This is a genomic window from Candidatus Poriferisodalis sp., assembly GCF_965198245.1.
In the GTDB taxonomy this organism is placed as follows: Bacteria; Actinomycetota; Acidimicrobiia; order Acidimicrobiales; family Poriferisodalaceae; genus Poriferisodalis.
This window is the reverse complement of sequence record NZ_OZ240249.1, coordinates 3,649,496-3,663,188: the sequence shown is the minus strand read 5'-3', so window position 1 is coordinate 3,663,188 and position 13,693 is coordinate 3,649,496. Positions and strand designations below refer to the sequence as shown.

General features: G+C 66.7%; 13 protein-coding genes. 8 read left to right on the top strand and 5 right to left on the bottom strand.

Features of this window, described 5'->3' with window-relative positions; all coding sequences use genetic code 11:
- The first annotated feature begins 15 nt into the window (after nucleotides 1–15).
- Together ACOCMM_RS16280 and ACOCMM_RS16275 are read left to right on the top strand one after the other, a co-directional pair.
- Nucleotides 16–717, top strand: coding sequence for a TlpA family protein disulfide reductase (locus tag ACOCMM_RS16280; protein WP_419554177.1), 702 nt, complete (start codon nucleotides 16–18; stop codon nucleotides 715–717).
- Nucleotides 718–724: 7 nt separating this feature from the next.
- Nucleotides 725–1,930: a cytochrome c-type biogenesis protein CcmH gene (locus ACOCMM_RS16275; protein ID WP_419554176.1), complete on the top strand. Its 1,206-nt coding sequence runs from the start codon at nucleotides 725–727 to the stop codon at nucleotides 1,928–1,930.
- 140 nt (nucleotides 1,931–2,070) lie between these two features.
- Here ACOCMM_RS16275 and ACOCMM_RS16270 read toward each other — a convergent pair whose 3' ends face one another.
- Both ACOCMM_RS16270 and ACOCMM_RS16265 read right to left on the bottom strand, forming a co-directional pair.
- Nucleotides 2,071–2,568, bottom strand: a complete 498-nt coding sequence (locus ACOCMM_RS16270; RefSeq protein WP_419554175.1) for a hypothetical protein — start codon at nucleotides 2,566–2,568, stop codon at nucleotides 2,071–2,073.
- Nucleotides 2,569–2,639: 71 nt separating this feature from the next.
- Nucleotides 2,640–3,515, bottom strand: coding sequence for a hypothetical protein (locus ACOCMM_RS16265; RefSeq protein ID WP_419554174.1), 876 nt, complete (start codon nucleotides 3,513–3,515; stop codon nucleotides 2,640–2,642).
- Nucleotides 3,516–3,956: 441 nt separating this feature from the next.
- Between ACOCMM_RS16265 and ACOCMM_RS16260 the strand changes: the two genes are divergently transcribed.
- Both ACOCMM_RS16260 and ACOCMM_RS16255 read left to right on the top strand, forming a co-directional pair.
- Entirely contained in the window at nucleotides 3,957–5,141 is a 1,185-nt protein-coding gene (locus tag ACOCMM_RS16260) for an Mrp/NBP35 family ATP-binding protein (protein WP_419554173.1), read from the top strand.
- Nucleotides 5,138–6,757 carry a protein adenylyltransferase SelO gene (locus ACOCMM_RS16255; protein ID WP_419554172.1) on the top strand — a complete coding sequence of 540 codons (1,620 nt, stop codon included), beginning with the start codon at nucleotides 5,138–5,140 and terminating at the stop codon, nucleotides 6,755–6,757. The genes ACOCMM_RS16260 and ACOCMM_RS16255 overlap by 4 nt, the downstream gene beginning before the upstream one ends.
- 158 nt (nucleotides 6,758–6,915) lie before the next feature.
- Here ACOCMM_RS16255 and ACOCMM_RS16250 read toward each other — a convergent pair whose 3' ends face one another.
- Complete coding sequence (locus tag ACOCMM_RS16250) at nucleotides 6,916–8,040, bottom strand: AAA family ATPase (RefSeq protein ID WP_419554171.1); 1,125 nt, start codon at nucleotides 8,038–8,040, stop codon at nucleotides 6,916–6,918.
- Between the two features lie 176 nt (nucleotides 8,041–8,216).
- Here ACOCMM_RS16250 and ACOCMM_RS16245 point away from each other — a divergent pair, with 176 nt between their 5' ends.
- Together ACOCMM_RS16245 and ACOCMM_RS16240 are read left to right on the top strand one after the other, a co-directional pair.
- Nucleotides 8,217–8,447, top strand: coding sequence for a DUF3107 domain-containing protein (locus ACOCMM_RS16245; protein WP_419554170.1), 231 nt, complete (start codon nucleotides 8,217–8,219; stop codon nucleotides 8,445–8,447).
- 7 nt (nucleotides 8,448–8,454) lie between these two features.
- Nucleotides 8,455–10,053: a sensor histidine kinase gene (locus tag ACOCMM_RS16240; protein ID WP_419554169.1), complete on the top strand. Its 1,599-nt coding sequence runs from the start codon at nucleotides 8,455–8,457 to the stop codon at nucleotides 10,051–10,053.
- 15 nt (nucleotides 10,054–10,068) lie between these two features.
- On the opposite strand, the gene ACOCMM_RS16235 is transcribed toward ACOCMM_RS16240, so the two are convergent.
- The gene (locus ACOCMM_RS16235; protein ID WP_419554168.1) at nucleotides 10,069–11,007 is read right to left on the bottom strand and encodes a diacylglycerol/lipid kinase family protein; all 939 of its coding nucleotides are present in this window, start codon (nucleotides 11,005–11,007) and stop codon (nucleotides 10,069–10,071) included.
- A 60-nt stretch (nucleotides 11,008–11,067) separates the two neighbouring features.
- Here ACOCMM_RS16235 and ACOCMM_RS16230 point away from each other — a divergent pair, with 60 nt between their 5' ends.
- Nucleotides 11,068–11,847, top strand: coding sequence for an electron transfer flavoprotein subunit beta/FixA family protein (locus tag ACOCMM_RS16230; protein WP_419554167.1), 780 nt, complete (start codon nucleotides 11,068–11,070; stop codon nucleotides 11,845–11,847).
- Between the two features lie 74 nt (nucleotides 11,848–11,921).
- On the top strand, nucleotides 11,922–12,887 hold the full coding sequence (locus ACOCMM_RS16225) for an electron transfer flavoprotein subunit alpha/FixB family protein (protein ID WP_419554166.1): 966 nt from the start codon (nucleotides 11,922–11,924) through the stop codon (nucleotides 12,885–12,887).
- A 30-nt stretch (nucleotides 12,888–12,917) separates the two neighbouring features.
- Here the strand turns inward: ACOCMM_RS16225 and ACOCMM_RS16220 are convergent, their stop codons facing one another.
- Nucleotides 12,918–13,691, bottom strand: coding sequence for an SCO1664 family protein (locus tag ACOCMM_RS16220; protein WP_419554165.1), 774 nt, complete (start codon nucleotides 13,689–13,691; stop codon nucleotides 12,918–12,920).
- Nucleotides 13,692–13,693: the final 2 nt, after the last annotated feature.

Genomic DNA, 13,693 nt, shown 5'->3' with positions numbered 1-13,693 from the left:
CCGGAGCCTGAAGGGATGTCGAGCGCGGAGCCGCAAGCGCCCCTCGACAGCGACAGCGGCAGCCGCCAGGTGGTGCCGCGTCGCCGAGCCTGGGTTCGGATCACGGCGGTGTTCGTCGGACTGGCGGCGGCGGGCCTGATCGCGCTCCTGGCGACGCGAGACTCCGACGGCGGCAGCATCCGGGCTGCCAGCCCGCTCATCGGCGAATTGGTGCCACCGCTTCGAGGCGAGCTGATCTGGCCGCAGGAGCAGTTCGTGCAGGCCGGCGGTGCGCAGGCGATGCCGGGTGTGCATATCGGTCCCGACGGTGTGGCGCGCTTCGACATCGATGCAGCGTCGCCCCGGTGGGTGCTCGTCAACTTCTTTGCGTCGTGGTGCGTGCCGTGCGAGCGTGAACACCCTGCGCTGGCCGAATGGGTCTTCCGCCATCGGTACGACGGCGCCTTGATTGCCGTCCCGTTCGGCGATCGGACCGACGATGCCGTCGCGTTCTATGAGCGTCTCGGAGGCAATTGGCCGGTCATCGACGATCCCGATTCCCGATGGGCCGTCGAGTTCGGAGTGTTGCGGCCACCCGAGTCGTTCCTGATTACGCCCGAGGGCATCGTGGCGGCCCGCTGGCAGGGTCAGATCAGCGCTGACGATCCCGACGCTGTCATAGCGCTGCTGCTGGGTTCCGCTAGCGAGGGCGCAGCGACGTCGCAGCCCGGTTCATGAGCGCAGCATGAGCTCGCCCGAGAGCACCCCGCCCGCCGCGCCGGCCCGGCCGCAGCACCGTGGTCCCAGGATGCGACGTATCGGCTGGCTCGTCGTCGTTGCCGTGGCGATCCTTGCTGCCGTCGTTGCCGCTACGGCGTCACGCCCGCCCGCGACGGAGGCCGAGCGCGCCTACGAGCTGAAGCAAGCGACGCTCTGCCCGGTCTGCGACGGCCAGAGCGTGCTCGAGTCGAACGCGCCAGCCGCGGCTGCCATGCGGCGCCAGATCGATCTCTGGGTGGACGCCGGTCGCAGCGACACCGAGATCCGGGCCGACCTCGCTGCCGCCTACGGCGACGATGTGAACGCGCTGCCGCCAGGGGAGGGAGTGGGCACGCTGGTGTGGGCGCTCCCGGTGGCCGCGTTCGCCGCGGCTGTGGCAGGCCTGTGGGCCGCAACTCGTCGCTGGCGGGCTCGGGCGCGTGCTGACGAACCACACCGAGACGGCGCCGGGGAAGCTTCTGCGCCTCAGCATCCGCCTGAAGAGCCACGGCCGCGGCGATTTCGCTTTGTCTCGGTCGTGTCCGTTGGCGCCCTCGTGCTCGTCGGCGCGCTGGCTGGCGTGGGGGTGGCGCGTTCGGTCGGGCTGCGCCTGTCGGGCGAGACCATCTCGGGAGATATCGACCGCTCGGCCCGTTCGCTGCTGGTCGATGCTCAGCGCCAGTTCGCTGCGAACCAGCTCGACGAGTCCCGCGCCACGCTGGAGGAGATCTTCCGCCTCGACCGCGACCTGCGCGGCGCACTGGTGTTGTCTGCTCGCTTGCACCTGCGTCACTGCGAATCGCTGTCTGCTCAGGACTCGTCCAGTTCCGGCGAAACCGCCGATGCACTCGTCGCCGGCTGCGACCTGCAGTCGGCGCTGGTCGATCTCGACCGGGTGCTGGCCGAAGATCCCAGCGACACCGAGGCCTTGGCCCTTCGTGGCTGGCTGCTGGTGCGCATCCCAGATCCCGAGCTGATCACCGCGGGCATCGCATCGCTCGATGCGGCCGTGGCGCTCAATCCTGGTGAGTTCGATCCGTGGGTGTTCCGCGGCTACACGGCCCGCTTCATCGAGCGCGACCCGCGGGGCGCGATCGGCTACTACCAAGCGGCGCTCGAGCGCAACCCGCCGCCAGCCATGGCAGCGGCGCTCGAAGACGCGATCGCCGAGATGGAATCCGAACTCCAATAGCCGACGGCGGAGCGTCCGCTAGAGCTCTCAGCTAGCTGCAGACTTCTGGTTTCCACTGGCTTGGGCCGTCTCGGCTCGAGCCTGGAACTCCTCCGCCTTCGGATCACTTCCTTGCGGGACACTTTGACCGGCGGATATCTTCAGAAGAAGCGGCCGTAGCGTTCAACAGTGCGCTCGTACCACTGGCCCCAAAATCGGTGACGCTCTGCTAGCCGCAGGCATTTGGCCTCAGACTTTTGGTCTCCACTGGCCTTCGCCATTTCGGCGCGAGTCATGAACTCCTCGGCCTTCCGGTTGTAGCGTTGGACGACGTAGTCGTCGAGGCGGCTGATCGGGTCTGTGAGCCTCGCCTTGACCTGTGCTTGGCCTGCGCTGCCGAGGGCTTCGACCTGCAGCACGGCGCGTCGCAAGCGGTTCCTTGCGACGATTTCGAACCCGACGCCGTTCGCAATGCTCAGCGGTATCAGCACCCACCACGCCGCCCATCTCGAAGAGGCGATCCACAGGACGGTCACGGTGAACCCCGATGCCAAGGACCACAGGTGGAGGCCAAGCGCGACACGGTCCTGCCGATAACTGACCGGACGGCCGTCAGACCAGCGGACCCTGCGGAACACTTCCGCCACCCGTGTCGTCAACTCAACCAGCTTCCGAATTCGAGGTTCCGCGGCGTACGACTATGGAACACGAAGTCCCTTCGCAGCATCGTCTAGCACCCGGTCCGGTTTCTTGCGTTGCAAGTCGGAGTATTCCCTGGGCGACCGCCACCAGATGATCCGCCACGGGGCCTGACGTGATTGTAGACAGCCCTGCCAGTAGTCGTGGCGACCGCCACGCACTGCGCTGGGCCGCAAGCCGACACTACGGCCGAAGCCGTGGGAGCAACTCGTATCGCGAGGGCGACGACGGCAACAAGCCACACCGGATCGGCAACGACGGGGTAGGCAGCACCTTCGTGATCGATGGCTTGAATGAGGGTTGTGCCGTCGAGGGTGTAACGGGTGGGCACTTCCTCGCCGTTGGCGTCGATGGCCCAAGGCGAAGCGATACCGCCTGATTCGTTGCCGTCGGCGTCGAAGAATCTCACCGAACCATCCGGCTGCAATTCGGCGGTGTGGCCTTCAGGCACCGCATTCTCGAATCGGTACTCGGTGGGCGCCTCGTGGTTGTCGATCACGAGCAGTGCAGCGAACAGCGATCGATCTTCTGGCTCGAGCGTGAACAATTCGACGTTGGCGTCGTCGAAGAGAATCTCAACGGCTGTGGGGATCATTTCGCCGGGTGCCCACAGAGCCCCGTAGGTGGGCACGCCGGTGGAGCCAACTGGCCCGATCGGGCCCTCTGATTGCAAACCCTCGATCCCATCGTTGTAACTGGGCTGTTCGTCGTCGCCGGCGCCGCCACCTTCGCCGGTGCTCGGTGGCTCCTCGCCGTCGGCACCTGGGTTGATTCCTTCGCCGGTTGTGGGTTGTTTGTGCCAAGTGTCGCTCAGTAGGTCGTTGCCGGGGCCCACGCCCCCGGAGTCCTCGGCTGCGGCAGGCACCGTCACCAAGAAGCTGCCCGTCAGAAGCAGGGCGGCTGCCACTGCGCAAGATCGTATTTGTCGTTTCACCTTGACCCCTTCGGTTGTGCATTCTTGTTCACGTAGACGTTAGATATCGATATTTCTTCATGTCAAATTGATGTTTCTTCATGTCGCATTGCGATGACTTCGTACTGAGCGATTCGGCAAGAGTTGCTTTCGGACGCGGGCAGTCGATGGGCGGGAAATCGCTGCCGCGACCACAACGGAATGACCCTCAATGGGCTGGGAGTGTGCTGACTGGACCGACTATCGGGTCCCTGTGACGCGGGTGCAATTTGCCGGTGGCATGCTCACTTGTGGCGAACAGTCAATTGCCGTGAGCGTTGGCCAGGGCTCAACTGCAAGGTCGCGCCAGTAGCGTGCGAGGCGGGCCGCTGGCGCGGCTGCAACGCCGGTGCAGCCTCCACGCGGCAATCCATCGCAACCGGTCAGGGGCACCCAGTGAGGGCCAAGCGCCGACATTCAGCCACCGACAGCCGAGCAGCGACCGTCACCGATCAGCAGCTGGCCGCCGCCGTGGCCGACGTGATCGACCCGGAGCTGCGTCGACCGATCGGCCAGATGGGCATGCTGCGTGCTGCGGCCGTCGCAGGGCGTGCCGCACAGGTGCTGGTCGCCGTGCCGTCACGCGATTGGCCCGCTGCCGGACACGTCTCGCACGCTGTCAGCGAGGCCGGGTGTGCGCTCGACGGCATCGACGACGTGGTCGTGGAATTCACCGTGATGGACGAGGCCGAGCAATCGGCGCTGCGGGCTCAGCTCATCGGCGATCCTGCTGCCACCGCGGGCACCCACGAAGGCCACGGCCACGCCGAGGGGCGGTCCGTGCCGTTCGCCCAAGCTGGCAACAAGACCCGCGTGCTGCTGGTGGCCAGCGGCAAGGGCGGCGTCGGCAAGTCCAGCGTGACGGTCAATCTCGCGATCGCGCTGGCCCAACGCGGCACGCGCACCGCAGTCATCGACGCCGACGTGTGGGGCTTCTCCATTCCCCGGATGCTCGGCGTGAACCGTCCCCCCACCGTGATCGACCAGATGGTGGTGCCCACCGAGGCGCACGGTGTGCGGTGCATGTCCATGGGCTTCTTCGCCCGCGAGGACCAACCGGTCATCTGGCGCGGCCCGATGCTGCACAAAGCGCTTGAACAGTTCCTTACCGATGTCTTCTGGGACGATCCCGACCACCTACTTATCGACCTGCCGCCAGGCACCGGCGACATCTCGCTGTCGCTGGCGCAGTTCCTGCCCCGCTCGGAGCTGTTGGTGGTGACCACACCGCAGCCCGCGGCCCAGAAGGTCGCCCAGCGTGCCGCCCACATGGCCTCGCGTGTCAACCTGCAGGTGCGGGCGGTAATCGAGAACATGAGCTGGTTCACGGGTGACGACGGCAAGCGCTACGAGCTGTTCGGTTCGGGTGGCGGCCAGGCCCTGGCCGATGAGATGGATGTGCCGCTGCTGGGTCAGGTGCCGCTGGTGCCGCAATTGCGTGCGGGCGGAGACGAGGGCATGCCGATCACGGCTGTCGACCCTGACAGCGAAACCGCTGGCATATTCCGGGACATGGCGCGCCTGCTCTGCGAGGAACACCTGCCGACCCGTCGCTACAACGAAGGTCTGAAGCTGCTGTGAGCACTGTCGGTGCAGCGCCGCCGATTTCCTCGTTGGACGAGGTCCGCTTCGACAACCGGTTCACGTCCGCGCTTCCGGCCGATCCCGACACCGTCAACCACCGCCGGCAGGTGATTGGCGCCTGCTACTCGCGGGTCGCGCCAACACCGGCGCCCACGCCGCAACTGCTTGCGCACAGCGCCGAGATGGTTGACCAGCTGGGGTTCGACCCCGACCTGGTGAGCGACCCCCGGTTCGCCGCCGTGTTCGCCGGCAGCACGCTGCTCGACGGCATGGACCCTCACGCACATTGCTATGGCGGGCACCAATTCGGCTCGTGGGCCGGTCAGCTCGGTGACGGCAGGGCGATTGCGCTCGGCGAGATGGTCGACCGCGACGGTCAGCACCAAACCCTGCAGCTGAAGGGCGCCGGGCCCACGCCGTACTCCCGCACGGCTGACGGGCTGGCGGTCCTGCGAAGTTCGGTACGCGAGTTCCTGTGCAGCGAGGCCATGGCGCACCTCGGCGTGCCCACCACGCGGGCGCTCAGCCTCGTGGGGACCGGTGACTTCGTCATCCGCGACATGCTCTATGACGGCAACCCGGCGCCTGAGCCGGGAGCAGTGGTCTGCCGGGTGGCGCCCTCGTTCGTGCGCTTCGGCAACTTCGAGATCTTCGCCTCTCGGGGCGATGTCGAGACGCTGCGCACGCTGGCGGACTTTGTCATCGAAGCCGATTTCTGCCATCTGGCGGGCGAGCCCGCACCCGGTCGATACGTGCAGTTCTTCGATGAGGTCGTGCGGAGCACCGCGGAGATGGTCTGCGAGTGGCTGCGTGTCGGCTTCGTCCATGGCGTGATGAACACCGACAACATGTCGATCCTGGGCCTCACCATCGACTACGGCCCCTACGGCTGGATTGACAACTACGACCCCGACTGGACCCCCAACACCACCGACGCAGCCCACCGCCGTTACCGGTTCGGCACCCAACCGGCGGTCGCACAGTGGAACCTCATGCAGCTTGCCAACGCGCTGTACCCGCTGATCGGCGAGGCGGAAGGATTGCAGGCGGCGCTTGACGGCTACGTACCGTGTTTCGAGCAGAAGTGGTCGGCGATGATGGCCAGAAAGCTCGGCCTGCCGGGGCTCGACACCGATGTCGACCGTGAGCTGGCCACGGGGGTGCTCGAGGTGCTGCGGCTGGTCGAGACCGACATGACGGTGTTCTGGCGGCGCCTCGCCACGGTGGCTACGACCGGGGGCGTCGACCCGGCTGAGCGCGTCGCCCCGTTGGCAGACGCCTACTACCGGCCCGTCGAGGTGACCGACGGACACCGCTCAGCCACGAGCGAGTTCATCGAGGGCTACGCGGCCCGGCTGCGGGCGCTGGGCATCGCCGATGAAGCACGCGCCGAGGCGATGAACCGGGTCAATCCGAAGTACGTGCTGCGGAACTACCTGGCCCAATTGGCGATCGACAGCGCCACCGAGGGCGGTCCCAAGGCGATCGGCGAGCTGCTCGACGTCATGCGCCGCCCCTACGACGTCCAGCCCGAGCGGGAGTCCTACGCGGCGCTGCGCCCCGACTGGGCCCGTACCCGCGTCGGCTGCAGCCAGCTCTCCTGCAGTTCTTAGCACCCCGATCTCAAGGTCCACGGACGACCTAAAACTGCTGGTCAGAGGCAGTTTTTTGCCGTACACGAAACGTTCATATCGAGGCGGGACGGCAACGATCATGCGGGCGCTGTGGTTGAAGATCGGCTGCGGTACTGCCGGCCGGCCTCGCCGGTGCGCTATTGCGGCGGGAGCTGCACGGTGCGCTGCGATACCCAGGCCCTTGCAGTGGGGTACCCGAACGCGACGGTGTTCCTCGCGGTGGTCACGATCATGCCGGCGCGCTCCAGCCGGCGCCGGTAGACGTGGGCGTAGTTGGTGGAGACGCCCATTCGTTGTGCAATGGCGTCGAGCGTGGAATCGCCGGTGTCCTCGGTCATGGCCGCAAGGAAACGCCGATCCGTGTTGGAGAGTTCGTTCCACGTCGGCGCAATGACCAGGCGGCCGATCCTGCTCTCGGCGCGGTTGATGCCGACTGTGACGTCGGCGTCATTGATCCCTGCCGCTGGATCGTGGACGGCTTTCCACGTGTAGAAGCCGATGAGTTGCACCATGAACGGGTATCCGTTGGCGGCCTCGACGGCGCGCCCGAGGGCATGGTCATCGATCGTCGCCGCCGACCGGCTCATCGGAATCTCAAGGGCGTTCCGCGTAGCGGCGGCATCGAGCGGGCCGATGTCGTAGCGGGAGCACCGCTGCAGGAATGTGGCCAGCTGGCCCTGTAAGAGCTCGTCCTCGATGTACGGCAGTGCTGCACCGGCGAAAGCGATGGGTCGGCCCTCGCGGCGAGTGACATGCTGGAGGATGCCGCCGAGCTCGCGCACTTCGCCGACATCGGCCGCATGCAACTCGTCAACGGTGATGAGCAAACCGCTGCCAGTCTGCGCGAGCCGGTCGCCGAGGCTGCCGAGAATGCTGCGAAGGTCCTGCGGTCCTTGCGACGAGGAGCGGTGCTCGAAGGCGATGCCCACACCGGCCGCCTGCAGCCCGCTGACACGGCGCGAAGGCTCGCTGTCGAACTCGGCGAGCAAACGTGCGGCGCCATCTCGCAGGCGTTCAATGAGGCCGCTGGGGTTGCCTTGTTCAGCGACCACGAGCCAGCCTCGCTTGCGGACCATGTCCTCGGCTGCATTGAGCATCACCGTCTTGCCGGTGCCGCCAATGCCGATGAACAACACGGTGTAGTCCGGGTGTGACGGTCCAGTCTCGAACGCCTCGTCGAGGTCTTCCAAGATTGCGTCTCGCCCTGCCAGTGCAGGAGGCGAGGTGCCGAAAGTCGGCGAGAACGGGTTGTTCTTGGCCACGGATTCAGCGTACTCGGGATCCACTCGCAGCAGTTTTGTGAGATTTGTCAGCTTTGCAGCATTTGTTGTGTTTGCAATCTTTGCAAATCTCGAATCGCCGGAATTCTGCGCGGCAGCCACCTCAAGCGGATCTTTCGTTCGGCAGGGGTCGCGGGCACCACCGGTAGCCTGCGGCCATGGACATCCGGATCGGCATCACGCACGGTGGTCGGGAGCTCAATGTCGAGATCGACGATGATGCCGCGGCAGATGCGGCTGCAGCGCTCGAAGCCGCATTGAGCGGCGACGAATCGGTGCTTTGGCTGAATGATCGCAGCGGACGCCGCGTCGGAGTGCCCATCGACAAGCTCGCATTTCTCGAGTTGGGTCCGACTGGCGACCGGCGCATCGGCTTCGCCGCGGACTGAGGCTCCTATGCGGGCGCCCGCCGACCGGCCGCGCCCCGCAGCGAACGTGCGCGACAGCCCGCGTGAGCACCTGCGACGCCTCATGGCGTGGTGGTCGCTGCTGGCCGACCTGTCGTTCTCGGACTTGCTGCTGTTTGCGCCCGGGCAGGTGACGTCGCTCGACGAGCTGCCCGACGATGTATCGGGTCCTGAACCGCACGACGACACCAGCACGCCCCGTCCCTGGCGGCGTCTCGGCCCCGATGCTCCTTTGACCGTGATCGGTCAGATCCGGCCCACCACCGGCCGCACGCTGTACCGCGACGACCACATCGGGCTCTGCGTTGCCGCCGGCGAACGGCCGCTGGTGTCGGAGGCCTTTGCCCGTGGGGTGATCGTGACTGGCGAGGGCCTGCGGGTGCCGGGGGACCGGCGGGCACGCATCACTGCGGTGCCGGTGACCTTCGATGGCGTGACGATTGCTGTGATGAGCAGCGAAGTGACGCCGCGCTTCACCGACATCCGCGATCCCGGAGAGCTGGAGCGGACCTACATCGCCACGTTCGGCCGGCTGGCCCGCATGGTTGCCGCAGGCCTGTTCCCCTACCGCGACGCCGATGTGGCCGACGAAGAAGCGCCGAGAGTCGGCGATGGCCTGTTCCTCACCGACGACACGACTCGCATCGGATTCGCGTCGCCCAATGCCGTGAGTGCTTTGCACCGCATCGGCGTCGGCGGCAACGTGCAAGGACGGCGTGTGCGAGATCTTGATCTCGGCCCGGACGTGGTGGGACGCGCCATGAGCGGCGGCATTCCTGTCGTGGGCGAGGTCGAGCACCGATCCGTGACCGTGCAATTGCAGGCGCTGCCGCTGACCGATACCCCCGTGCGCAATGCCCTCGTGCTGCTGCGCGACGTCACCGAGCTGCGCCGCCGCGACCGGCTGCTCATCTCCAAGGACGCCACCATTCGCGAGATTCACCACCGGGTGACGAACAACCTGCAGACGGTCTCGTCGCTGCTGCGCATCCAGGCCCGCCGCCTGGAGTCCCGCGAGGCAAACCGGGCGCTCGACGAGGCGGTGCGGCGCATCCGTGCCATCGCCCTTGTCCACCAGACGCTGTCGAGCGAGACGACCGACGATGTCGATTTCTGCGATGTCGCCGAGACGCTGACCGAGACGATGCGCCAGAGCATCACCTTCCCCGAACGGCCAATCGACTTCAGCGTCACCTGCGAGGCGGGGATGTTGCGGTCGCAGACTGCGACATCGCTGGCGGTGGTGCTCAACGAGTTGTTGCAGAACGCCGTCGACCATGCGTTCCCCCGGTTGTGGGAAATCGAGGATCACACGCTAGAAGCCGCGCCGGGACTCGACGAGAGCCCCATCGGGAGCGTGGAGGTCGAGATCACCCGGCCGTCGGCGGACCTGCTGTCGATGGTCGTGCGCGACGACGGCATCGGCATCCCGGACGAGTACGACACTCAGCGTTCCGGCGGCTTGGGCACCTCGATCGTGCGCGCACTGTGCGGGACCGATCTCGGCGGCACCTTCGAGGTCAGGCGTCGGACGCCCCCGCCGGGTTCCGAGGCGGTCGTGCAGATCCCGTTGCGAACGATCGCCTGAGGACGCCGCGCCTGATCAGGCGGTGCCAGAAGGCATGACAAGCCTGAGCACGTCGGGCACCCACTCGATGGCCAGCTCGTCGACCGCGCCGAGATGGTCGCCGTCGAGCTGGTGACCGAACGGGCGGATCCCCGTCACGGTGAGCTCGCGGACATCGTCGATGCGCTGCACCACGCTCGGATCCATATCGCCGAGGCTGCCATTTGCGCGGAATACCGCTGAGAGCACGTCGAACGAGTCGGCCAGGCGCAGCGATCGCAAACCCACCACCGACAACCCGTTGTGCAGGGTTGCCGCCGGGGCGATATGCACTGGTCGGCTGCCGAGAAACGTGTAGGGGTCGGTGTTCGCCACCACGATGACGAAACAGCTGTCCACCTGCGTCGACTCTGGCCCCGCAGTGCGGGCGGTCAACGTCCCGGTGCGCCGATCGTAGTGACGCAGCAGCGTGTCGACACCCGCGAGCAGGAACAGCGGATGGCCCAGGTAGCGCTTGAGGGTGGGGTGGCGCTCGACCCGCTCCACGATCGCGGCATCGAGTCCCATGCCGCAGTGGAACAAGAAGAAGCGGCCCGATGTGCGACCGAGCCCGGCCGAGGTGATGCTGCCTGCTTCGAGTGCGTCGAGGACTGCCTCGGTCGCAACGAGCGGATCGTCGGGCGTCCCAATGGTTCGTGCGAACACGTTGGTCGAGCCGCCCGGCAGCGCGGCAAGCACGCAGTCGGTGCCGGCCACGCCGTTGGCCGCCTCGTTCAGCGTGCCGTCGCCGCCGAGTACCACCACTGCATCGGTGCCGGTCGTCGCGGCACCGCGTGCGAGGCGAGCGGCGTGCCCGCGGCGGTTGGTGAACGCCACCTCAGTGTCGTGGCGCTCCGAGAGCACAGTGTGAATCAACACTCGTGTACGAGCGGTCGTTGACGACGCCGAGTCGTTGACCAGCAGCAGGACGCGCACGGCGCAAGTCTCACCGATGCGGAGTGGAAGACCTGCCACAAGTCGGCAGACTGCCGAGCCATGAAGGTCGTTGTGTGCGTCAAGCAGATTCCAGACCCGGCTATCCCGGGACAGCTCCAGTCCGATACCCGGACGCTGAACCGGGACGACAAGCTGATTCTGGACGAATCCGACTCCTACGGCGTCGAGATGGCGCTGCAACTCGTAGAGGCTGCCGGTGGCGGCCAGGTGTCGCTGGTGTCAATGGCGCCCCGCTCTGAGACCAGCGGGTTGCGGACTGCGCTGGCAATGGGCGCCGACGACGCGGTGCTGATCAGCGACGACGCGCTAGCCGGCAGCGACGCACTCGCCACCGCCAAAGTGCTGGGTGCAGCTATCAGCGAGCTCGATGCCGACCTCGTACTGGCCGGCACCGAGTCCAGCGACGGCTACACGGGCACCGTTCCCGAAATGGTGGCCGGCGTCATGGGAATGCCGTCGGTCACGTTCGCGAAGCACATCGAGATCACCGATGGCATCGCGAGCGTCCAGCGCCAGACCGAAGCCGGCTACGACCAGGTGGAGTGCGCGCTTCCAGCGGTCGTCTCGGTGACCGCAGGCGTAGTGGAGCCGCGCTACCCGTCGTTCAAGGGGATCATGGCGGCCAAGAAGAAGCCGGTCGATGCGAAGGATCTCGCCGCGCTGGGCATCGATGCGAGCGCAGTCGGTGTGGCAGGCGCCCGCCAGGAAACGGTCGAGGTGACCGATGCGGCCGAGCGTGAGGCTGGCGAGATCATCACCGATGAAGGCGATGCGCACACCAACATCGTCGAATTCCTCACCGAGCTGAAGGTCATCTGACCTGAGGGTCGTTCTCGACCGGCTCGCCAGCTACCCGATCTACTGACCTACGAACCCCACAGGAACCACTCCCAATGACGCTTGCACAGATTCTGCTCTTCGCTGAAGGCGACGCCGACGGTCCCTCGGGCCTCACGCTCGAGTTGGCCACCAAGGCCCGAACGCTGGCCGATTCCGTGACCGCGTTCGCCCCGGTGCACGGCGAGGCCATGGCCGCCGAGCTGGGCGCGCACGGCGTGTCCACCGTGTACGCACTCGAAGGACTCGGCGACGGGCTGGTCGGCGTGCACGCCGCTGCCGCGCTGGCCAGCCACATCGAAGCAACCTCGCCTGATGCCGTGTTCTTCGGCCAGACCGCCGACGGGCGCGACACCGCCGCCCGGCTCGCGGTGCTGGCAGATCGTCCGGTGTCCACCAACAACGTCGGCGTCGAGGTTGTCGATGGTGCGATTGTCACCGAGGAGCCGATCTTCGGCGGGACGCAGAACATCTTCACCGCCTACCGTGCGCCGGCGCCCGCATTGGCGATGTTCCGCCCGAAGAGCTTCGAGGCCGAGCCGAATGACGGCGCCGCCGCGGCTGGCGTCGAGACCGTAGGGGCAGTCGACCCGGGCGAAGCAGGCCGGGCCGTCGTGACAGGCCGCCACGCTGAGGAGCGCTCGGGCCCACAGCTCGACGACGCTGCCGTGGTGGTGTCGGGCGGGCGCGGGCTGGGTCAGCCCGAGGCGTACTCGATGGTCGACGAGTTGGCAGGGCTGCTGGGAGCAGCGTCCGGCGCCTCACGCGCCATCGTGGACGCCGGCTGGGTTCCCTACGCCAAGCAGGTTGGGCAGACCGGCAAGGTCGTGAAGCCGAACGTCTACATCGCCTGCGGCATCTCGGGGGCCACGCAGCACCTAGTTGGCATGAAGGGCTCCAAGAACATCGTTGCGATCAACAAGGACCCTGAGGCACCGATCTTCGGCGTGGCCGACTTGGGCATCGTCGGCGACGTGCACAAGGTGATGCCGGCGTTGATCGAGGCGCTCAAGTCCCGCTAACTAGACCAGCGTCTGTCGCCTTCTCGCTGGTTAGACCAGCGGCCAGGGCCAGCGACGGCCGCCGTCGTCGTCGGGGAACTTGCCGAAGTTGGCGAGCCACTCGGCTCGCTCCGCCAGCGCGCTGAACTCATCGGGCCGCAGCCATTGCGACAGCGCGGGCGTCGGCTGCGCTGCCGATCCGATGGCCTCGGCGAGATCGTCGTCGAACGGTTCGCCGCCGAAGTCCCAGATGACCGTGCGCAGCTTGAAATCGCTTGCGAAGCACAGACCCTGATCGATGCCGTAGATCGGTCCCCAGCGCGACGCCAGGCAGTGCCCCGACTTGCGGTCGGTGTTGTTGGCGATGAGGTCGAAGGCGCAGATCCGCCGAAGGTCGCCATGGTGCCGATCTTCGTTGACCAGGGTGAAGTAATGCTCTTCGAAGTTGGCGTCGATGAACAGCTGGATCGAGCCCACGCCAAAGGGCCCGTCCCGCTCGACGGTGGGCGGAATGACGTGCCAGCCAAGCGCCTCCGACAGCTCGAACGCGGCAATCTCCCGCCGGTACAACCCGGAGGGGAAATCCCAGAGCGGACGCTCTCCCCGCTCGGGCTTGTAGATCGCAGCGGTCGGCATTGTGGGGTGGTCGATTCGCACCAGGAACGTGGCGTTGCTGCTGTAGGGCATCCGCCCCAGCACCGAGATGTCGCCCGTGCGCAGCACACCCAGGGCATCCGCCACGGACGCGTCCCAGATGACCGGCAATTCGAGTTGTGTGCCGTCTTCGTTCTTCGGCAGCAGGTGATGCGGGGCCAGTTCGCTCACGC

What these genes read in the sequence shown, in the direction of transcription:
- ACOCMM_RS16280 (WP_419554177.1), top strand. Translation starts at nt 16, where the DNA reads ATGTCGAGCGCGGAGCCGCAAGCGCCCCTCGACAGCGACAGCGGCAGC.
- ACOCMM_RS16275 (WP_419554176.1), top strand. Translation starts at nt 725, where the DNA reads ATGAGCTCGCCCGAGAGCACCCCGCCCGCCGCGCCGGCCCGGCCGCAG.
- ACOCMM_RS16245 (WP_419554170.1), top strand. Translation starts at nt 8,217, where the DNA reads ATGGACATCCGGATCGGCATCACGCACGGTGGTCGGGAGCTCAATGTC.
- ACOCMM_RS16240 (WP_419554169.1), top strand. Translation starts at nt 8,455, where the DNA reads ATGCGGGCGCCCGCCGACCGGCCGCGCCCCGCAGCGAACGTGCGCGAC.
- ACOCMM_RS16230 (WP_419554167.1), top strand. Translation starts at nt 11,068, where the DNA reads ATGAAGGTCGTTGTGTGCGTCAAGCAGATTCCAGACCCGGCTATCCCG.
- ACOCMM_RS16225 (WP_419554166.1), top strand. Translation starts at nt 11,922, where the DNA reads ATGACGCTTGCACAGATTCTGCTCTTCGCTGAAGGCGACGCCGACGGT.